At 41.9% G+C, this 22,467-nt stretch carries 16 protein-coding genes; 2 read left to right on the forward strand and 14 right to left on the reverse strand.

Features of this window, described 5'->3' with window-relative positions; all coding sequences use genetic code 11:
- Positions 1-2: 2 nt before the first annotated feature.
- The 4 genes from PYS60_RS05375 to PYS60_RS05390 form a co-directional block, all read right to left on the reverse strand.
- Complete coding sequence (locus tag PYS60_RS05375) at positions 3-1,502, reverse strand: sugar ABC transporter ATP-binding protein (RefSeq protein ID WP_315568274.1); 1,500 nt, start codon at positions 1,500-1,502, stop codon at positions 3-5.
- A 27-nt stretch (positions 1,503-1,529) separates the two neighbouring features.
- Positions 1,530-2,180, reverse strand: coding sequence for an L-fuculose-phosphate aldolase (locus tag PYS60_RS05380; protein ID WP_315568276.1), 651 nt, complete (start codon positions 2,178-2,180; stop codon positions 1,530-1,532).
- 71 nt (positions 2,181-2,251) lie between these two features.
- Positions 2,252-4,033 (reverse strand): L-fucose isomerase, encoded by a 1,782-nt coding sequence (locus PYS60_RS05385; RefSeq protein ID WP_315568277.1) that lies wholly within the window; start codon positions 4,031-4,033, stop codon positions 2,252-2,254.
- A 46-nt stretch (positions 4,034-4,079) separates the two neighbouring features.
- Positions 4,080-5,546, reverse strand: coding sequence for a rhamnulokinase (locus tag PYS60_RS05390; protein ID WP_315568279.1), 1,467 nt, complete (start codon positions 5,544-5,546; stop codon positions 4,080-4,082).
- Between the two features lie 284 nt (positions 5,547-5,830).
- On the opposite strand from PYS60_RS05390, the gene PYS60_RS05395 reads away from it, so the two are divergent.
- Positions 5,831-6,589, forward strand: a complete 759-nt coding sequence (locus tag PYS60_RS05395) for a DeoR/GlpR family DNA-binding transcription regulator (protein ID WP_315568281.1) — start codon at positions 5,831-5,833, stop codon at positions 6,587-6,589.
- Positions 6,590-6,958: 369 nt separating this feature from the next.
- Here PYS60_RS05395 and PYS60_RS05400 read toward each other — a convergent pair whose 3' ends face one another.
- From PYS60_RS05400 to PYS60_RS05440, 9 genes are all read right to left on the reverse strand, one after another.
- Positions 6,959-7,822 (reverse strand): ROK family protein, encoded by an 864-nt coding sequence (locus PYS60_RS05400; protein ID WP_315568282.1) that lies wholly within the window; start codon positions 7,820-7,822, stop codon positions 6,959-6,961.
- 24 nt (positions 7,823-7,846) lie between these two features.
- The gene (locus PYS60_RS05405; protein ID WP_315568284.1) at positions 7,847-9,100 is read right to left on the reverse strand and encodes an alpha-L-fucosidase; all 1,254 of its coding nucleotides are present in this window, start codon (positions 9,098-9,100) and stop codon (positions 7,847-7,849) included.
- A gap of 72 nt (positions 9,101-9,172) precedes the next feature.
- Complete coding sequence (locus tag PYS60_RS05410; RefSeq protein ID WP_315568285.1) at positions 9,173-10,081, reverse strand: carbohydrate ABC transporter permease; 909 nt, start codon at positions 10,079-10,081, stop codon at positions 9,173-9,175.
- Between the two features lie 10 nt (positions 10,082-10,091).
- Entirely contained in the window at positions 10,092-10,901 is an 810-nt protein-coding gene (locus PYS60_RS05415) for an ABC transporter permease (RefSeq protein ID WP_315568287.1), read from the reverse strand.
- A 186-nt stretch (positions 10,902-11,087) separates the two neighbouring features.
- Positions 11,088-12,767 carry an extracellular solute-binding protein gene (locus tag PYS60_RS05420; protein WP_315568288.1) on the reverse strand — a complete coding sequence of 560 codons (1,680 nt, stop codon included), beginning with the start codon at positions 12,765-12,767 and terminating at the stop codon, positions 11,088-11,090.
- A gap of 309 nt (positions 12,768-13,076) precedes the next feature.
- Positions 13,077-14,204 carry a M20/M25/M40 family metallo-hydrolase gene (locus PYS60_RS05425; RefSeq protein ID WP_315568290.1) on the reverse strand — a complete coding sequence of 376 codons (1,128 nt, stop codon included), beginning with the start codon at positions 14,202-14,204 and terminating at the stop codon, positions 13,077-13,079.
- A 32-nt stretch (positions 14,205-14,236) separates the two neighbouring features.
- Positions 14,237-14,905 carry a hypothetical protein gene (locus tag PYS60_RS05430; RefSeq protein WP_315568291.1) on the reverse strand — a complete coding sequence of 223 codons (669 nt, stop codon included), beginning with the start codon at positions 14,903-14,905 and terminating at the stop codon, positions 14,237-14,239.
- 12 nt (positions 14,906-14,917) lie between these two features.
- On the reverse strand, positions 14,918-15,619 hold the full coding sequence (locus PYS60_RS05435) for a DUF5058 family protein (protein ID WP_315568293.1): 702 nt from the start codon (positions 15,617-15,619) through the stop codon (positions 14,918-14,920).
- Positions 15,620-15,715: 96 nt separating this feature from the next.
- Positions 15,716-16,918 (reverse strand): M20 metallopeptidase family protein, encoded by a 1,203-nt coding sequence (locus PYS60_RS05440; RefSeq protein ID WP_315568294.1) that lies wholly within the window; start codon positions 16,916-16,918, stop codon positions 15,716-15,718.
- 204 nt (positions 16,919-17,122) lie between these two features.
- Between PYS60_RS05440 and PYS60_RS05445 the strand changes: the two genes are divergently transcribed.
- Positions 17,123-18,328, forward strand: a complete 1,206-nt coding sequence (locus PYS60_RS05445; protein ID WP_315568296.1) for a MarR family transcriptional regulator — start codon at positions 17,123-17,125, stop codon at positions 18,326-18,328.
- 99 nt (positions 18,329-18,427) lie between these two features.
- Here PYS60_RS05445 and PYS60_RS05450 read toward each other — a convergent pair whose 3' ends face one another.
- Positions 18,428-22,429 carry a prealbumin-like fold domain-containing protein gene (locus tag PYS60_RS05450; RefSeq protein ID WP_315568297.1) on the reverse strand — a complete coding sequence of 1,334 codons (4,002 nt, stop codon included), beginning with the start codon at positions 22,427-22,429 and terminating at the stop codon, positions 18,428-18,430.
- Positions 22,430-22,467: the final 38 nt, after the last annotated feature.

Raw genomic sequence — 22,467 nt, forward strand, 5'->3', positions numbered from 1 at the left:
TCTTAATTCTCCTGGCGATTTGTCGCCGCTTCCATAATATTTTCTTGATTAGCTTCTTCAATATTGAGAATTTTGCTGACCCGACCTTCACACATAACCACTATACGGTCACTCATTCTAAGAACTTCGGGTAATTCGGAAGAGATCATAATAATGGACTTGCCTTTTTTAGCTAAAGTATCCATTAGCTGGTATATTTCACTCTTGGCTCCGACATCAATACCACGTGTCGGCTCATCAAATATCAGGATATTTGAATCTTGGCAAAGCCATTTTGCAATAACTACTTTTTGCTGATTACCGCCGGACAGTTTCTTAACAATCTGGTCGACAGAAGGGGTTTTAGTCCTAAGCTCCCGCGCGAAGTCTTCAGAAACCGTCTTAGTGCGTTTCTTGTCGATAAATAAACCTTTCATAAATTTATCAACAGAAGCCATAACCGTGTTATCTTCCACGCTCTTATCAACAATTAAGCCGTAGCGTTTCCGGTCTTCAGATAAATAACCGATTCCTGCTTTAACCGCATCTTCAGGCGAGTCAATCCGAACTTCTTTATCGTTTATAAAAATCTTACCCGAATCTTTCTTATCAGCTCCAAAAAGCAGACGAGCTGTTTCAGTTCTACCTGATCCCATCAAGCCGGCAATGCCCAAAATTTCGCCTTTACGTAAATTAAAGGAAACATTTTTGACAAATTTACCACGATTCAAGTTCTCACAACGTAAAACTACGGGAGCATCGGGCGGAACACAAGATTTCGTTTTCGGATCAGTATAAACAGTTCGGCCTACCATCAACTTGATAATATCAGCTTTGGTACAATCTTTAGTCTCCAAAGTACCAACATACTCGCCGTCACGCATAACTACTATACGATCGGAAATTGCTCCAATCTCGTCCATACGGTGAGAAATATAAATAATTCCCACACCATCCGCCTTCAAATCGGCAATAACTTTGAATAACTCGGCAATTTCAGCATCAGTCAAGGCTGCTGTCGGTTCATCGAAAATAATTACCCGTGCTTGTTTACTGATTGCTTTGGCGATTTCAACCATTTGCTGTTTACCTACCGTCAAATCACCGATTTTGACTTCCGGATCAATAGCAATGTGCAGCTTGGCAAAAAATTCCTTAGCTTTTTCCACCATCAGCTTGTCATTAATCAAAGCTCCCTGCATAATTTCATGGCCGATGAAAAGATTCTGCGCCACCGTTAAATCGCTCATCATATTTAATTCCTGATGAACAATAGAAATACCGGCTTTTTCCGATTCTCTGGGGCCGTTATACTCAACTTCCTGCCCCATATATTCCACGCTGCCGCCATCACGCTTGTAAATTCCGGTCAATATTTTCATCAACGTTGATTTACCGGCACCATTTTCACCGACTAAGGCTATTACCTCACCTGATTTCAGCTCCAAATCAGCATTTTTTAAGGCTTGGACGCCGGAAAAATATTTTTTAATATTTTTCATTCTGAGTATAACTTCACCCATTGTCTTTCTCCCGTCGCCTGACTCTTATTATTTGCGTACGCTCTTCTTTTGCCCGTAAGTCTTGAATTTTTCCAACATCAAATCCATTTCACTTTCCGGCAAAACTACCGGCTTACCAATAGCCCTTGCTTTGCAATAAATTTCTGCGCAATACTCAATTTCATCAATAATATTGAATGCATTTAATAAATCCTGAGCTCCAGCTAAAATACCATGATTAGCTAAAATAACGGCACGATTGCCCTCCATAGCTTTGGCTGCATTCATCGCCAATTCATGTGTTCCGTATGTGGCATAATCTGCAACTCTAACAGTTTTACCTGCAACGGCAATCATGTAGTGAGTCGGAGGTAATTCCTGACGTAAACAAGCCAGAACCGTGCTCCACATAGTATGAGCATGAATAACGGCGTTAAAATCTCTGGTACGATAAAGATTAAGATGCATTTCCCATTCAGAAGACGGAACTCTTTTGCCTTCAACAACCTTCCCGTCCAAATCCAAAACAACTATATCTTCCGGTTGAATCTCATGGAAGCTAATACCTGAAGGTGTAATAGCAACTAAACCGAGATTACGATCACAGACGCTTAAATTACCGCCTGTTCCTTTGGTCAAATGGGTGTCAAACAATTTGTTACCGTACTCAATTAACTGCAATTTTTCTTTTTCTAACATTTTTAACCTAACCTTTTCTTATGAGCCGGCAAAGCTGTTATACCTTGCCGGCTGGGGGAGTAATAATATATTTAGCGATACATAGGACCGTAATATGCACAAGCACGGAAATCCTGACCTTCCAAGTCTTTTGTACCGAAACCGTTGAATGTATGCGGCCGATAAATTCTATCACGCGAGATATTGTGGAAGACTACCGGGATACGTAACATAGAAGCTAACGTGATTAAACGATCACCTACATGGCCGTAAACTGTTGCGCCATGGTTGGCACCCCACTTTGACATCATTTCATAAACTGTCGGTGCTGTATCTTCATTCAAAATCGGGGCAAACCAGGTTGTAGGCCAAGTTCTATCAGTTCTTTCGTCCAAAATACGATGAATTTCATCATCAATCTTGCAGGTATAGCCTTCAATAACTTGTAAAGTCGGACCTACGCCCTCGATAATATTGCATCTAATCATCGTTGCCGGCATTTCGGCATTTGTTCTGAAGTGAGAAGAATATCCGCCGCCTCTGAAGTACTCATAATTGGCACGGCACCAGTCGGTAGCATTCAGCAAATCTTTAACGTCTTTATCAGTTAAATTCCACCATTCCTTCATGCAACCTTCGCCCTTTTCATTCTTCGCTGCACCTGAACCGTCCAAGCAGCTGGCGCCGGAATTAATTAAGTGAATAATACCGTTTTTCGCTGCACCTGTAAGTTCCTTACCTGTTACTCGTTTAACTGATTCAGGTGACCAATAGGTTCTCACGTCCGAGAAAATCGCAGCTTTATTTGTAACCAGATTACCGAACAACATGGAGATACAGTTCAAAGTATCATTTTCTGTCGCAAATGCCGTCGGAGCTTTTTTACCGTTCCAGTCAAAACTTGTAGCCATAATAGCTTCGGTAAAATCAGCGTTAGGCAACCAGTCTGTCCACATCCTTTGACCCTGGAAACCACCGGCAATAGCGTTTCGTCCCAGAGACTCTTCAATCCAGCCCATTTCTTTCAACTTAGGATTACCGAACAAAATGTCACGTACAACCATTGCATGCTTAATAACAAAATCCCATTGTTCAGCTTCCGGCACAAAACGACTTTTTACAACAATATCGGCCAACTTCTTGCCTTTATTAATGTCCAAGCCTTCCTTACAATTCTCTTTTACCCAAGCTTTTGCCTTTACAAATTCCTCATGGTCATAAATACCCAAATTAATACGGCGCAGAACTTCTGTCATATCAACCCACTCTGTCCGCATACCGAGATATTTCTGTAAGAAATCAACATTAACAGCTGAACCTGCAATACCCATCGCTACTGCACCGATATTGACATAAGATTTATCACGCATAACACCGACAGCAACTGCAGCGCGTGCAAAATCCAAAATTTTCTTTTGTACATCAGGAGTAATGCTCTTATCGCTTTTATCCTGTACTTCCTGACCGTAAATTGAGAATGCCGGCAAACCGCGTTGAGCATAAGCTGCCATAACTGAAGCCAGATAAACCGCACCCGGGCGCTCTGTTCCGTTAATGCCCCAAACAGCCTTGATTGTATTCGGGTTCAAATCAATAGTTTCTGTACCATAGCACCAACAAGGTGTAACGCTTAAAGTTGCTACAACATTTTGTGTAGCAAAATATTCTTCACAAATTGCTGCTTCTTTTGCACCGCCGATTGTACAAGGTGAAATGATGCACTCTACCGCTTCACCATCAGGATAGCGCAAATTAGCTTCAATCAACTTCTTTGCACTTTCCGCCATATTAAGGCATTGCTCTTCCAAAGACTCTCTGACACCGCCCATACGGCCGTCAATAATAGGTCTAATACCAATTCGTGGATGTTTCATAATCGCTCTCCTTATTTTTTATATTTCGGTTGATAACCTCATATACTTAATTAATTTTTTTGTTCTCAGTTCTGTTTGCCATCTGCGGTTGATAAATGACAGTCGGACAAATTTTTCCACTGAGCTCCAAGCCCTGAGCAATATCTTTAATCTCGCCCAAAGTTTTCAGTTGTAATAAAATATTGCCTAAAGCGGATGCTTCATAAGGTCCGGCAATTACCGGTGTTTGCAAAGTATCAGCAATCAGTTGACATAAATAAGTTGATTTTGCACCGCCACCTATAAGATGGACCTTTGACAAACTATTCTGCGTAATTTGCCGAAGTTGCTGTTGCGTTTGCCGATATTGTTCCGCCAAGCTCTGATAAATAACACCAAAGTAATCGAAATCGTCATATTGCCTGTAATCATCCGAACCGGAATTTACTGCCCTGTGGCACAAAGACTCCTTCATCGCGGCGGCAAAATCCGTATCTGCTTGAGCAAAAACACTGTTACCCAAATCAATAGTCAAATAAGTTCCTTGATGCTTCTCAACATGCTCAGTTATCTCGGAAAAAGCAATTTTTCTTGCCATTTTATTTTCTAATTGCTGTTTATATTGCTCCAAAACGTACAAACCGGTTATATTTTGCAAAAGTAAAGTCCGTTCCTGATAGGCAAGTTCATTAGTCAACCCAGCACGATACGCCGCCTGATCGACAAACGCTTTGTCCGTGCTAACTCCTACCAAAGACCAAGTTCCGCAAGAAATAAACATACAATCAGATTCACTCATTGCTCTTGTTACTAAAGCAGCACCCGCAGTATCGTGCCCCAAAACATTAATGACTTTAATATCATAGGCCCGCAGAGCCGGAATAATACTATTAAGAGTTGAACCGCTAACTGTACCTGCCGCTCGAAATGCCGGAATCAAATGTCGATCCAAGCCGAACATATCCAACAGATATTCCGAAATATTTTTATTTCGGGCATCCAACATTGCCGTTGTTGACCAAATACTTTTCTCTCCCAGAATGGCACCACATAAGTAATACTGTACCAGGTCGGGAATCAATAAGATTTTAGCTGCTTGTTTTAATAATTGCGGTTTTTCCGCTCTCAATGCAAGTAACTGATTAAGTGTATTGATAGGCGATACTTGATTGCCGGTTAAACGGAATAATTCTTCATCTGTAAAGTAGCGATGCGAAATCTCCAAACCTTTCAAATGTTTCGGCTCACGATAAGTTATAGGATCAGCCAGTAGCTTACCCTGCGTATCAATCAAACCGAAATCGACACCCCAAGTATCGACGGCAACAGCACTTATTTCAGAAGCATACTTTATAACAGTGTCACTAATAGCCGTAATCAGGCGTGACCATTGCCAACGTAGACAACCGTCGACTTTAACCATCTTATGGGATAAACGCATAACCTCCTGCATTTGCAGTCCGTTGTTATCGACATAAGCCAATATACCGCGAATAGATGTAGCACCCATATCAATTGCTAAAATCTTTTTCATACACTGCTCCTCATAAGATTTTCTCGTACTGCTTATCTTCACCCTTATTAAGGGATCCGTAGCTCCTGCTCAGCAATGAACTTTTCTGAACTCCAGTCAAATCATGTGATTTAAGTCACTTTCGCTTGACCGATTGCACAAGCTTATATGCTTTTTCATGTCAAAAATATAGCATATTGCACGACTTTTGAGAACCGTTGGTGCAAATACTGGTTCTATTTCACTTTAAGTGTCATAATAATTCACATATGTTCACTTTGTTTCAAAAGAAGGAGTTGTAACAAATGTTGACTATCAGACAAAAGAAAATCATTCGTTTATTGGAAGATTTAGGTGGTTCTGCCACCATTGACAATCTTATGACCAAACTTTATATTTCCAAATCTACCTTGCGCCGGGATTTAATTTCCTTGGAAAAAACAAGTGTTGTGCAACGTTTTCACGGCGGTGTGGGCTTGGTAGAAAGTGGAGCTACAGAGTCGCCTATAAGTAAACGCCGTATGCAAAATCTGATTAAAAAGTCTTTTATTGCTCACTTAGCCGGTAAGCTCTTACACGATAATATGGTAATTTTTTTGGATTCTTCCTCAACAGTCAATGAATTATGTCCGTTAATCAGGCACTTTCAAAATATCACAGTCATTACCAACGGCATCAACATCGCTGAACAGCTTAATTTTTATCAAAATATTACTTGTTACATTTGTCCCGGCACCGTCAAGCACAAAAGCCTCTCAATTATCGGCCAATACGCTATCGACTTTATTGGCAACTTCACCGCCGATGCCGTATTTTTGTCATCCAAAGCTATTTTGCCGAACGGTATTTTTGAAGGTGATGATGCTCAAGCTTTAATTAAACGAGCAATGATGCGACAAGCAAAAAAAATTTATCTTTTATGTGACGACACGAAAGAAAGTACAAGCGGTTTTTTCAAATTGGAGGATTACAGAAGAATTGATTTGTTGCTGACTAGTCAGCCTTTGTCACCAACGCTAAGTCAAATTATTAGTGAAGAGGGTTGCAAAATCGTTTACGAATGAGAGTGCGACATAAATAAAAATCGGTATAAACGAAATTTTCGCTTACATCGATTTTTAATGAAAGATTATTGCCAAGCGACAATTTATTGCTTATCTACATCTGTAACACTTTTCCCAAATATAAGCATCAATATTATTGCACTGACAAAGCTGACTATACACGCTATAATCGTTGCTATTACAGTGCGGTCAAAGCCTGTTTGCGGATTAATTACCTGAAGCCAACCAAAAATCCCGTTAGTCCCGTATTATTCGAGCAATGTGATGCTCAATCGAATCCGGCGGCATTTCAATAGTTGTTGTCGATAATTTTACATATAATGTTGACATAAGTAATTCCGATATTTCTTTCTAAGCATGCCGTAAACCTTATTCAAACTTCTCAGTAAAATAATAAGCCGCCCCTAACAAATTGGCATCGTTGCCGTAAGTTGCCGTCCTGATTATCGGCGTAAGCGGCGCTCTTTGGCCATAGTGCATAATCTCCTGCAGCGCTGAATTAATTCTTGCCGTCAAATCAAGTCGGGCCGTAATTCCGCCGCCCAAAACGATAACTTGCGGATCAAGAATATACTGCAAATTGTAAATCCCCAAAGCTAAATAGTGATACATCTGCGCTAAGGCCGCCTCCGCCTCCGCATCATGAGCGTCAGCCAAAGCAAAAACCTCTTCGCCGCTAAGTTGTCGACCTTTTTGCCGGGAAACACGTTCTGCCGTATGGACCGGCGAACCTAAAATAGCCAATTCATTGTGGCCGTCAACCAACATCATACCGAATTCTCCGGCAAAATTATGCGTGCCGGCAATAATTTTACGATCGTACACTATAGTACCGCCGATACCCGTACCGATAACCAGCATCAAGAAATTTTTAACTTGCAACATATCAGGCCGGTTCATCTCGGCCAAACAGGCACAATTGGCATCATTAGCAAAGCTGAGCGGCAAATGCAGCAGTTGCGTCAACTCAGCCACAAAATTCACTTGATGAATGTAGCGTAACGAGCTGGCCCCTTCTACTCTGCCAGTTGCCTGATTGGGAATTCCGGGAACACTGAACGCCAAGCCGCTAATCTGATACTTGGAGCTGTATTTGTTCACCAGGTCCTGCAAACAGACACAAAGCAAATCCCACGTCGGCGGCGTATGACAAATAGCCTTATCCATTAATTTTCCTGCTTGAAAAACAGCACTCTTAATTCCGGTGCCTCCAATATCAATTGCCAGTATCATTTTTCACCTTCCAAACTTACACTTTTACAGCGGATTTTGCCGATAATCAGCCTCTGCCAACGTCAGCTTCAAAGTTAACGCCGGGATATTAGGCAAATTTTTCGGTAAAGTAACAATATAACACGGGTCTCCTTCCAAAGTTGAAGTCTCCCGAAACATCTGTTTTTCATTATACGACTCAGGTAAATTCAACCATTTTGCTTGAACGACATGATTGCAAATATTCGGAATATCAAAAGTACGCCCCTGCAATTTTTCCGGGTTGAAGAAAGTAATATACAGCTGATGGTCTCTTGCCGTGAAGCAGTATTCGTTTATCTCATAAACATACAAGGGCAAAGTGTAAGCTGAATAAACGCTCTCACCCGCTTTTTCCAGATATTCTCCGACTTTATTAAGTTCTGTCAGGCAAGCTGACGGGATTCTGCCATGTCCGTCAGGTCCGATATTCAACAAATAATTGCCGCCGCGCGCTGCAATTTTCAGCAATTTATGGATGGTGGTCGCCGCAGTCTGCCAGTTTTCATCTCCTTTTCTGAAGCCCCAGCTGTCATTCATCGTCCCGGCAACTTCCCACATTTTTTCTATCGGTGCGGCCGGTATTCTATTATCCTGCGTGCTGATATAATCGCCCAAGCCATGGCCGATTCTGCCGCTTATCAAGCATTCGGGTTGTAATTTATGGACAAGTTCGCTTAATTCCCGGCAATGTTGTTGACTCATGTCAATCGGTGTATCGAACCAAATCATGCCGATTTTGCCGTAGTTAGTCAGCAATTCTTCTACCTGCGGCAGACATTTTCCGTAAAAATAGCGGGCAAAATTCTTCTGACTGTTGTAATGATAAGCTCGATAAGCGTCCGGGTCGTCCCAGTCCTGAGCTTGGGAATAATACACACAGAATGTTAAGCCGTATTTTTCACACGCCTCCTGCATTTCCCTAACGAAATCTCTTTTACAGGGGCTGGCCTGCACGGAGTTATAAGAGCTGACTTTGGAATCAAATAAGGCAAATCCCTCATGGTGTTTGGAGGTCAGGCAGATGTAGCGCATACCCCAACTTTTAGCAAGACGGCAAATATTTTCCGCCTGAAATTCCTGCGGGTTGAATTCTCCGGCTAAGCTGCGATATTCTTCTAAAGGGATGTCGGCATTGTTCAATATCCACTCCGCCAAGCCTCTGATTTTTTGGCCTTTATATTCTCCTCCTAAAAGCGAATATAGGCCGAAATGAATGAATAAGCCGAATTTTCCTGTTGTAAACCAATTTTTCTGCATAATATCTCCTGTAGTTGTAATTGTTTCAGTCCTTGTTTATTTCCGTCATCTTAATTAAAAGCAAGATTAATATTAACCCTTAACCGAGCCGATCATCATTCCTTTGACAAAGTGTTTTTGTACTAACGGATAAATCAGCAGCACCGGCAAAGAAGCGACTACAATTGTCGAAAATTTCAACAAATCGGTAATTCCCTGCTTAGCAATCAATTGTTCAACATTTGTAATCATCGTCGGATCTACCGTATTCAAAACTAGAAGTTGACGTAACTTAATCTGCAACGGTTCCAAATTAGGATTATTAATAAACAACATCGCATTAAAATACGAGTTCCACTGCGCCACGCCGTAATACAAAGACAAAACGGCGATAATCGGTTTGGAAAGCGGTAAAACGACACGCCAAAAATAACCGAATGGCGTACAGCCGTCAATAGCAGCAACTTCATACAAATCATTCGGAATCTGATTTTGAATATAGGTACGGGCAATCATCAAATTCCAAACAGAAATAGCATTGGGAATAATCATAGCCCAAATAGTATTGTCCATATGTAAAGCATTAACCAGTAAATAGAGGGGAACAATTCCGCCGCTGACAATCATAGTTATCATAAACAAAACGGATAAAAATCTGCTTGCTTTAAATTCTTTGCGAGATAACGCATAGGCCGCCAACATCGTCATACTGATATTAACCGTTGTACCTAACACTAAATAAATCAAAGAATTCCTGAAACCAATTAAAATCGGTTTGTAAGTCAAAACCGCCTCATAGCCTCTTAAAGTCGGTTTAACCGGCCAAAGGAAGACCTTGCCGCTGATAACCGCTTGCGGATCGCTGAATGACGCAGCTACAACATAAATCAACGGTAAAAGAATAATGACGGTAAGCAAGGTCAATACGCCGTAAATAAAGTAAAGGAACAGACGGTCCCGGAAATTATCTGTAATTTGCGTTTTCTTGTGCTTAAACAGCATATTTACCTCCTTACCAAATCGCCGTATCGGTTAATTTGCGCGAAATCTTATTAACGGCAACGAATAAAATCAAGCTTACCAATGAATTGAATAAACCGACTGCAACACCGTAACTGTAATTTCCTTGCTGTACCGAAACTTTATAAAGATAAGTTGAAATTATCTCTGAAGTTGAAGCATTAACACTGTTACCCATCAAATAGGCTTTTTCAAAGCCGATACTCATAATTGAACCGACATTAAAAATAAGCATCATCACTATAGTCGGAGCAATACTCGGCAAATCGACATGGATTATTCGCTGAAATCTGCCCGCTCCATCAACTAGAGCTGCTTCCTGTAACTCTTTGCTGACGCCGGCCAAGGCGGCGATGTAGATAATTGAGGAATAACCGATATTTTGCCAAATACCTGACCAAACATAAAGATGCGGGAAAATATTAGGGTCACCGAAAAAATTGAGTGCCTTACCGCCGAACATTTTTATAATCTGATTGATAACGCCGCTGCGCATGTCCATTATGCTCATCATCATACCGACCATAACAACCAAAGAAATAAAATACGGAGCATAGGTAATCATCTGTACCGCTTTTTTGAAGCGCTTACAACCAACTTCATTGATGAACACCGCCAAAATTATAGGCAAAGGAAATCCGACAATCAGTGAATAAACACCTAAGCGCAAAGTATTAATAATTGTGCGAAAGCCGTACGGTCCGAACAAAAATTGTCTAAACCATTGCAAGCCGACAAATCTGCTGGCAAAGATACCTTGAGCCGGCGAATAATTCTTGAAAGCTAAAACGATACCCGCCATAGGTACATAGCAAAAAATAATTAACCATAATAAGGGTAAGGCAATAATCAACCAAAACTGCCAATTATAATTCTTACACCGCCGCTTCTGTTCAAGGCGCCGAGATGAATCTCCCGGCGCTTTTCTGAACAATCCGACTGATTTGAGGGATTCTGTATAAGTCATGTAATGCTCCTGCGACATTGCTTATTTTTTTATAGTACGATCATACGCCGTCTGAGATAACTTAATCAAAGTCGGCAAGCCTACCGATTCAAAGCCTTTCACATAATTATCCCAAGCCTGATCATCATCAGGGTTTTGCACGCCGCGAATGAAAGCAGCACGATTTTCTTCCAAATACTTCTTCACATCAACTGTAATTTGATTCAGCTGATCTGTTTCAGCCGCCGTAAATTTCAGTACAGGTAAAACATCATAATCGGTTTTCGGATTTTGGGCATAAGGTTCGCACTTTTCTTTAGTTTCCGTGTAAAGCAATTTTTCCAAACCGGCTGCCGATTTGATATCAACACTGTTATCCGTTGCTTGACCGAAGCGGACTTTCTCAGTAGCAAAATTCAAACCGACATCCTGCCAGTCATGATTTTGCGGATCGGAAGAATACTGATTGATTATTTCGTAAAGTGCTTTACTGCCATCCAAGCCCTTTTTATCCGTCGGATTAAGGCGCCAGTCTTTGTCTTTATCGGCACCGAACTGCATACTTAAATAACCTTCAAGCGTATAAAAATAATCTATCCAACGTAAGGCTGCTGCCGGATTTTTGCAATCTTTAGTTAAAACAAACTTATTCTCAGCAATTCCGTCATAACGGAAATAAGTAGCATGTTGTTTGCCCTCAGGTCCTTTGACCGGAGCCATAACTCGATAGTCGGCATACGCCTGTGGTTTGGAATTGGCATCATAAGCATCGGAAATTGTACCGAAGGGAGCGAAAAGTACAGGTTCTCCCTCATTGTTCATCAATTTACGATAATTGTCAGCTGTCTGTGTAAAAGCACTATCATCAATCAAGCCCTCTTTATATAGGCTGTTCATGTATCGCAAAGCGGCACGATATTCTTTTTTTACAGCGATTGATTCAATTTTCTTATCCGGGCTGATAACAAGTTTACCGGCTTGAACTCCGGGGTCTAAAATGAACGCATTAGTGATCCAATCATAGAATTGGTGTCCCCAACCGTCTATTGATCCGGACATAGGTATTCCTTGCGGATGCGCCTTTTTATAAGCTTGCATAACTTGACGCAAGTCTTCCGTTGTTGTCGGAACTTGCAAATTCAATTCCCGCAAATGGCGCATGTTAACCCACATTTTGTTGCGATACTTGCAATGATAGCAATCGTTAATTGTCGGCAAGCCATATATATGACCGTCGGCTTGTGTGATTTGAGACCACAATTCCGGCTTTTCTTTGACATATGCCATAAAATTGGGCATATTTTCTTTAATCAGCTTTTCCAAAGGCAGAAGCAAGCCCTCGGAAACACCGTATTTACTGACTTTCGGTGTAGAAAATAAAAAAGCATCCGGCAACGGCTTTTTGGACATCATGAGGTTGATTTGTTCATCCGCCGTATCCATATTTACCGTTTGATACGTCCAATTAATATTGGTCTTTTGAGCAATAAATTTACTGAAATCATTACTTGCAAAATCAACAACATTAGGCATTGACAGGCGAACCATAGTCATAGCCAACGGTTTCTCTGCAATGGGATATGTCCCTACTTTGCTTAATTGTACCGCAGCATCCTCCGGTTTCGTCTGTTTATTACCGGTAGAATTACTGCACGCTGTTAAAGTGAAAGCGTAAGCACCCGCTAATAAAAGTGCCAGCATTTTACGGCATAAGTTCTTCATATGTTCCTCCTAACCGATTAAAAGCAAGTCCAATTATTTGCCAAATTCCTCTTGCTTTTTTGCACATTTTTTGTTGTTTAACAACAAAAATAATATAGCATATTGCACTATTTGACGAAACATTTGAAACGTTTTTTGGCTTTTTAAGCTTTTCAGCCCACTATTCTGTTCATTTAATTTCATTTTTGTTCAAAGAGTCAGGCAAAAGCCAAATAAAACATTTTAGACTCAGCATACGACGCAAAGCAAAAAAGGCCGATTGCCGCAGCAACCGACCTATTCATATGATTCAGTATATTCAGCTTGAACTTACTTTTTCCAAAATGCCAACAAAGCCTGACAAGCCGTCAACATTTCCCTAGTATCAATGGCTTCTTCCAATGTATGCGGTTTAATCATACCTACACCTATAATAATCGAATTAAAGCCCTCATAAGCGAAGAAATTGGCATCAGAACCGCCTCCGATAACTTGTAACTCAGCCTCAACACCTATGCGCTTATAAACTTCAATAAACTCCTGCGCAAAAGCACAATTATCAGGAGAGTTTAAAGTCGGATACTGCCATTCCTTAATGAGTTCAAATGTACCGCCATATTTTTTAGCTGTAGCTTTACCGATTTTCTCATACTCCGCCAAATAATTCTCCAGTTTCTCTTCTGAATGTGAGCGCATTTCACCATAAGCTTCCGCATAATCCTGCACCACATTTGTAGGTCCTTGAGCTTTGAATGTCGAAATATTAGCTGTAGTTTCCGAATCAATTCTGGCCGTCTTATACTGCAAAATCGTTTCCGCTAAAATCATAATCGCATTGATACCTTTTTCCGGTTCAATTCCGCCGTGGGACGCTTTGCCGTGCGCAATCAGGCGATAATTCGTCGCTGTCGGTGCTTTATAAGCAACATATTTGGATGGACCGGCATTATCCACAACAATGACACGCTTACTCGGTTGCATATTTTTATAAACTTCAGGCCAGTCAATATTTCTGGCACCGATTAAGCCCGTTTCTTCACCCGGCGTGAAAATCACCCAAATGGTTTCATGCGGATATTGTTTCTGCACAAGATATTTCAAAGAATACAAAACACAGGCAACGCCACCCTTATCATCCGCGCCTAAAGTTGTCGTACCGTCAGTCTTAATAATATCTCCGTCTTCAATTACTTTGACACCCTTATTCGGTTCAACAACATCCAAGTGAACGGAGATTGTAACACCTTCTCCGGGAACTGTTCCGGTCAATTTACAAAAGATGCTCGGGCAATCACCGCCGAATTTTTCATTCGAATGATCAACATAAACTTCCGCGCCCAACTCGCGCATGAATTTAATCACAAAATCGCCCATCGCCTTTTCATGCCGAGCCGGCGAATAAATGTTAACCATCGTTTTGAATAAGTCAACTAACTCCTGTTTGTTCAAATTTTCCATAAAAAACCTCTTTTCTTAAGAAAACTTAGCAATCAGCTATGTTTTTCAATTTCTGCAATCTGAGTTTTGGCAATCATAATCGAGCTGAAAACGGCCGTTAAAGTAACGACAAAGGAAAGATTTCCCGGTAAAAACTGCACCACTTTAGTCATAACCAATGAAATGCCCAAAGCCCATACTGCCGTTTTCCACGATTTCATGGCAAATTGTCCGAAAATTCCGCCGTAGAGAGCCGGAATGATTAAGCCCAAAATTCTCTGCACATTTCCCGGTAAATTGGAAATGATAGTCTGTCCCATAATGGTAGCTAAAAACACGAACAAAATGCCGACATAAACGGATATTGCCATTCCGATAGTACCCATAATCGCACCTTCTCTAGTACCGGTTTTAAAACTTGAAGCTTCGATAGATGTAGCTGCAGCCGGAATACGCATATTAACAGAATTACCGGATAATATCGAAAGATATAAACCTGAAGTCCCGACAATGGGGTAATAAGAAATAGGCTCACTGAAATAAAAAGCGCCTGAAACTGAAATCTGAGAAATTGCACCGGCAATTACAGCTGCCCAACCGGGGAAGAAGCCGAAATATACAGCCATAAGCAGCGGCGGCAATAAACAGGCAACAGCGCCGAGAACCATTGTACTGCGTCCTACTCGAACAATACTACGATTATATTTAGCAAAAGCATCCATTTTCCACCTCCATCAAATTATCAAAGCAGCAACTATGGCCCCGCCGAACATAGCAAAGGTTAACGACCACTGTTTTAACCAGGGAATTTTCTTACCGCAAATTTGACAAACAACCATAATCACCAAACCTAAAATTCCGGCTGCAGTAATTTCCGGCTTTACTGTAATTTTTAAGATACTGTCAACATTGAAATAAGCAAAAGCACCTAACATCGCACCGACACTTACTGCCGGCAACAGTGCCTTTCTACCGCCTGTCAACAAGTTATTCACAGCATCCATCCGATGAGCGAAAAAGAAAGCGAAAATCAGCCATCCCATTACACCTAAAGCCGGTGTCCATAAGGCATTGGCATATACCAAAGGATTCATCTCGGTTGCCAATTCTCCGCCCATTGCCATCGCGCCGAAATTGGCCGCCATCGTTTCATAATTTGTACCTCCAATCACGCTCATTCTCAAAGCGGTAATCGGAGCGCCCAAAGTTACAATTAACGCCCATATGGAACCCACAACGCCCAAGGCCGGACCTACAGAGTTCAAAAAAGCTGTCTTCATTCCTCTTTTTACCTGCTGCTGATCCATTCCGATTTCCTTCGAGCATTTCAATGACCTTTGCAGAATAATCGTCGCTTGAAACAACACAAGCAAAATACCTAATCCGCACACTAAATACATCAAAGGATGGTTAGCATAAAACCACTGATTGTTCATAAAAAACTCCTTCATTTAGCCGTAGCTATATTTTTACCTGCTCCATCTTTCCGTTTTCTCGACGACAATAAACAGACAAGATTTTCAGGCTATTTACTAATGCAAAAAGTCACAAACTGCAGCTAAATAAATAGCCACAGCCGAAGTTAAACTTGACTCAGATACATCAAAGTGAGACGAATGATTGGAATAATAGTGACCTTGAGCATCTGTCAGTGAATTAAGCAGAAAGAAATAAGTTCCCGGTATCTCATCTAAGAAATACGCCATATCATCGCCGCCCATTGTCGGCTTTTCTAAAGTTATTACTTTGTCCGGGAATAATTCCCGCGCCAACTCTTCAATTCTTTGCGTAAATTTCGGGTCATTTTTCAAAATCGGATAGTAACGTTCATACTTAAGTTCTGCCTGTCCCCCGTAAGTTTGAGCAATTCCTTGTGCAATTTCGCCGATTCTTCTTTCAATCAGATCCTGCACTTCGGCTTTCAAACTACGACTGGTCCCTGTCAAAACAACTTTATCGGGAATTATATTCTGTGTAAATCCGCCTACAATTTTGCAAACTGAAACAACTGCTCTTTCTACCGGCGGAATTTCACGTGACACAATTTTTTGTAAAGCTAATATTACCTCTGCCGCAATCACAATCGGATCAATACTTCTGTCAGGATTGGCACCGTGACCGCTTTTACCGATTATGGTCAAAGTAAACTTATCCATGGCTGCCATTAATGCTCCGCTTTTGAATGCGATTTTGCCATTGGGAACACCTTCCAGCAAATTGCCTCCATGTAAGCCGATAACAGCCTGCGGGCGAGGATTTGCCAAAGCACCTTCTTTAATCATGGGCAGCGCACCTCCGGGAATTTCTTCACCCGGCTGGAATAAGAATTTTACCGTGCCGTGGAACAATTCCGGATGTTTCTGCAAAATAACGGCAGTTGTTAGAGCAACGGCCATATGCGTATCATGGCCGCAAGCGTGCATTAATCCCGGATGTTTCGAGGCAAAAGGCAATCCGGTTTCTTCGTTAATCGGCAATCCGTCCATATCAGCTCTGATTGCCAGGCATTTTTCCTGCTGCCGGTCCGAAGCTTTTCGGCCTTTAACTTGGGCAACTACAGCATTGCCGGCCAAAAGAAGCTGATATTCAATTCCGTATTCTTGTAAGACCTTTTGTAAGTACTTACTTGTCTCCGGTAAATTCAGTTCCAACTCCGGTATTTCGTGTAAATCCCGTCTGAATTTTATACACAAACTCTCATATTCTAAAGCTAACGCTCTAACATCAGTTAACATTCAGCCACACTTTCCTTGATAAGCTCTTCTGTAACGTTTTCTTAAAGGCGTCTTTTATATGTCTTTATTACGTCTTTAATTAGAATTATACACAAAGGCTGCTTCTTGTCAATTAAAAATTGTGCATTTTCACAAATATCGTTTTTTCGTTATTCATTAAAGTGCTTTACTGCGGAACACCTTCTTTTTTGTTATAATTCACACATGAGAATATTATTGATAGGAACAAAAAAATCCGTACAGGAAATTAAAGATATGGTAGCCGATTTGGCGGTAGAAATTGTCTGTTGCTATGCCGAAGATACATCCAACATAAAATTTCAGATTGCCTCTTTACCCTCTAATATTGACGGCATCTTCGCTACCGGTAAGGCTGTATACTACGAAGTGATCAATAATTTTCATCCTACCGTCCCTATTTTTTATGCCAAACGTTTGGTCTTGGGTTTCAGTAAATGTATAGTGTCTTATTTACACAGTAAAAATCGTTATGAAAAACCGCTTTTCGATATTATAGACAAGAAGCTGGTAGAATATCTAATTGCCCAATATGAATTGAATTTTAAGCAAACAACTGTCATCGAGTATGATCAACAGGTAAGTGAAAGCAACTATCTTCTATCCTACATTGAGCTTTATAAGCAGGGTAAAGTTGACGTAATTTTTACAGCTTTCGGTTACACTTATGATACATTGAAGAGTTTAAATATTCCCTGTTATCGTATTCCGGTTACGAAATATGATTTGATGGCCGATTTTCAAAAACTGATCCGGGAAATTGAATTGGAAAGTAATAAACATAAAAACATCACGGTCCACAACTTGATTTTTGCTGCCTCTCCTGATGAGCAAGAACGTTTTTTCAACGATTATGCCTCTTTCGTACAAGGTATTTATTTGAATAGTAACGGGCGTCATTTAGTAATAAGTAATTTTTGCTCCAACATCGATCAATTATGTCTTTATCTGCAAAACAGTCTGGATGAAGCGACTAGAAGTAAGCTGAGAATAAGTATTGCCGACGGCAACAATATTCAGAATTGCATTGCCAACTCCATTTACGCTCATTCTTTTACTGATGCTGATTATCCTTTGGCAATTTACACGGAGCGCAAAATTAAGCGCTTGAATTTTTCTGCCGATACGCAGGCAATATCTATTGATATTGTAAGTGAAATTTCCGGAAAAACCGGAATTTTGCGCAAGCATTTATACAAGCTGTTCAATTATTTACAAATTAATAAGCGTGATACGGTCACGGCGGCTGAATTAGCTGAGATTTTAGGTTTAACCAAACGTTCGGCCAATAGGATTATTAATTCTTTAATTCAAGCGAAATATGCTGATGAAGTGGCAATATACAGTGATTCTATCGGCCGGAGAGAAAAATGTATTAAGCTGCTCTACTAGCCTTTTCCTGCAGTTGCAGTTACAGAATGAAAGAAAAACGGCGCCGGTAATTTTCACCCCGACGCCGCCGATTAAGCGATCAACAAATTAGCTAACAAATTAATGTTTTTTCTTATAGACAAGCGAGAACAGAAGTGCGGCCAAGGTGACCAAGGATAAACTCGAGCCGGCTACTTCGCCTGTCTTGCTGACGGCATGTGCTTTTCTCTTGTTCTCATTATTGGTCACAGTTGTAGTTTCCTGTATCGGCGTGGACTCCCCTGCAGTCGGTGCAGGTCCCGGTTGCGGTGCAGGTCCAGGCCCCGGTTGTGGTGCAGGACCAGGGCCAGGTTGCGGCGCAGGCTGCGGTTCATCGCTCAAACCTATCGGGCTGTCCAACTTACCCGTACCACTTACAGTCGCCGCCTGCAGCTTCAGTTTTCCTTGCTGCAGCGAGAACTTCAAAGGCTCGGAATTCAACTTGTAACCTTTGGGGGCAACAGTTTCCTGCAAAACATAATCACCGTCGGCCAAATCAAAAATGTAAATCCGGCCTGCAGCATTGGTCGTATAATTATGCAAAACTTTATCGCCCTGCTTCAAAACATACTGCGCATCGGCCACCGGAATTGCAGCATCCTTCGCATTCGTTTTCGCAAAGACGAAGAAATTGCCCTTTTTCATATCCGCCCAGGCGGCATAGGTTTTCACATCGGCCGTAACTTGTCCGGTTGCCTTGATCTCTTTTCCGTTAACCAGAGCATTGACCTTATTGGAAATAGTATCGGCAGTCAAATCGGTCGGAACCAACGATGTTTCATATTCAATATGATATGCAATCTTCTTATCGTTTGCAGGTTGCGGCAGAACGAAATGCAACTGATGCTGCTTCCGATCATAAGTGACAACGACTTTGCCCGCGGCCGCTTGGTGCACAAGTTCACAAGCTGTAAACTTGGTCTGATCGTAGCCTGAAGTTTCCAGAGAACTGTTGCAGGTAATTTTGAATTTGCTCAAATCCACTTGTCCGGCGGCATCAACATAGACACCGACATTCTTATCCAAAGTATCAATCAGCTCCACTTTCTCCAAATTCGCCGTGTACGGACGATAATCAATTTTCCAAGTGATGACGGTATTTCCTTTATCCGTTGTCTGCAAAGTCGGTACAGTCTTTTCCAATAACAACATTTTGGCATCGAAATCGCATTTGGCGGTATGGGGCAGCTTGTCGTTGAAGCTTAATTCCACTTCATTGCTCATGGTGCTGCCGTTATCTCCTTGGATTGAATTTTGCAAAAGTTCGGCGAAATCCGCCTCCGGCACCTGCAATTTGTAAACGAGGATATAAGTCTGACTGTTGTAGTTCTTAAATTTCCAAGTTGCAGTATTCGGGGTAAAATCGAGAATTTGGGCTGCCTCGGCGGCGCTCAGGCGTTTGACAGCCTGTGCATCCTCACCGTATTGGTACTGACCGTTGGAGTTATCGTAGAGGCCGCTAAAGAAGAACCTTTGCCCGAGCTTGTAAGCGGATTTTTGCGCCTGATAAAGCACGAAATTCTCTTGATCTTTAATCGGGGCAATCTTCCAACCTGCAGGCAGCTTATCTTTGAGGACAAGTTGACTGAAATCAACATTTTTCAGGCTGTCGGTCGCCAGCGTTTTCTGATAATCGGCAAAGTTTATGCCCATGGCGTTGACTGTCACGCGGAAATAGATAGCGTGATCCTGACAATCCAATAATTTATCCTGAGCAGCACCGGCATTATTGATGCTGCCGACATTTTCAAGATCAACGTTGCGCGGCAAAATCCGCTTGCTGAGAATATCGCCTTCCAGATGGTAACGTTCTTCGCTCGTTTGTATATTTTTGAGAGAAGGGTCGCCGGAGAAAACTACGGTATTTCTCTGATGCAAATATACATCATGGTTATTAGCTTGCATGGACAATTTATGCGCCGTAGAGAATTCGCCCTCCTTGCCGCTGAGCAAATTTTGCAGCTGTGTTTTGAGGGTAAACTCGTGTTTCAAAGCTTTCTGCTCGGATGCTTTGGGACTGATTACCAGAATTTCTCCGACTTTTTTGTCACCGCACTTCAGCGGCACGATTTTGTCCAAATTCAAAGTGGTCGAGGCAAATGAGTTTTTGACATAAGCGATATTCCAGTTAATCGGCCAGCTTAGTTCTACCGGGTCATCACCGTAGTTGTAACTCAAGCGGAAATAAGTGTTCAGCACCTTGCTGTCGAAGCCCTCGGCCTGCAGGCCTTTGGAGCTTTTATAATCCGCTTTTAAGGCGTTGTAATCACCGTAATAGAATATTTCGTAAAATTTGCCGTCCTTGGAAGGGAACATATTGTCGTATTCCAAGTTAATTTTCCAAGGCAATATTCCCTGGCGCAAATCGTCGGCATCAGGATCGTTAATCGTCGTTTTGGTCAAGGTCGGTGCTGCCTGATAAGAGGCGGAGGAGTCGGCGCTGAAGGCGTCCTGCGGTAAAGGTTTGTTCGCCCAGTCTTTCGGGCCGACAGTAACTGTCGCTATGTTCTTCAACAATTCCTGTTCATAGGATTTGTAAAGGCCATCATCCTCATCATCGGCGTTAAGTAAAATCGCTTGGCTCAAATTCACGTCGGGAGCAAACACATGGCTGATCTGCAGGACATATTCGCCCGTCATTTCCGGCAGGAATATACCTGTCGCCTGTAACAGTTTTTTATCTTTCGGTATGGCTATTTGCGGTGCTTTCTCACCTACGTTATAGGCCTGTGTTTTGTCAGGCTGCGCCGGAATCTCGCTGACGGTATTAACAGTCACCGGCTGTAATTCTTCTTTGCCGTTATTGACGACTTTTCTTTGCAGTGTCAATTTGGTTGCTTTCGGTTTCGGCAAGTTCGCTTTGGTGGGAATCAGCAGTGTATCGATAATCCAGGCATTACCGAGCTTTTGCTTGTCTTTGCCAAAATCGACCGTCCAGTTGACAATTTGATCATGCGTATTTTTATCTTCCTCAACTCCTGCCAGTTTCTTGGTCACGGTTAAGTTTCTTTCAACTGTGATGGAAGCTGCGGCGGACGCTACCTGTTCCTGTCCCTGCAATAAAAGCGCCGTATTTTCGACTTTTTTGCTCTTTCCCTGTTTATCCGTCTCGCTCCAAATTATTTGCGTGTTAAATTTGATTTCCGGCTGCCCGGGTGTCGCTGCTTGGGCAGAGTCTGTTTCTGTTAAAGTGTAAGTTAACAATTTGTTCGCGGCATCATAAGTCGGTTTAACTTTTTGGCCGTTTACGGTAAAGGTGTCGGCAATGTAATCGCCTACCTGACTCAAATCTTCTTTGATTGTCAAGCCGGCTAAAGAGACTTGTTTATTATTTTTTTGTCCTTGGGGCGTCAAAGTCCAACTTGCCGTATGTTCATCTACAACTGTACCGCTTTTGTTCATGCTGTATGTTGCTTTCGGCGCGTGCGGGTCTGCCGGCAATTTGACCGGAATATTCTTGTCCAAAACCTGTATATGGTCAACCGGCTCATCCGGTTTATCCGGCTTAGTGTCCGCTGCAAACGGGGCTTCAAAGCTGACTGTCAGTTCCGTCCAGGCGTTTTGTTCATAATTGAACTTGCCTTTAGGGTCGTTTTCCAAGCTTTGGAATTTAATTTTGGCCTTGGTTACGCCGTCATTATCCTTGCTGATAACGATGTTGCCGATAGTTTGCTTGCTGGTGGCTAAATACACCGGAATTGCTTTAGTTGCATCTCCCTTGTAAGAAAAATTCTTACCTAAAACTATTTCGGCATAATCTCCCTCGTCAACCTGCATGGCCGCCGTTTTGCCCTGTTCTTTATAGGCTTCCAAGTTACGGTTGTCGACGATGGCAAAGCTGAAGGCAAACTGCAAATTAAAAGGTTTGGTCCAATCTATTTTGTCGCTTGCAATCTCCGCTCCGCCCTGTTTGAAAACAAACTGCAGGTTCTGCAACTGTTTGCTCTTGTCTTTCGCATCGGCTGTTGCTGTTGCTGCAAGCGGTCGTATGAAAGCTGTGGTTAATATCATTAAAATCGCAATACTGAAAGCGAATGTCTTAAATCCAAGTTTACGCATATACTCTCCGTGTCGATTATACATTTATCTCCCGACTCCCTCACCATATACCTCCGACTTTC

This window comes from Amygdalobacter indicium, from assembly GCF_029101545.1.
Taxonomy (GTDB): domain Bacteria; phylum Bacillota; class Clostridia; order Saccharofermentanales; family Fastidiosipilaceae; genus Amygdalobacter; species Amygdalobacter indicium.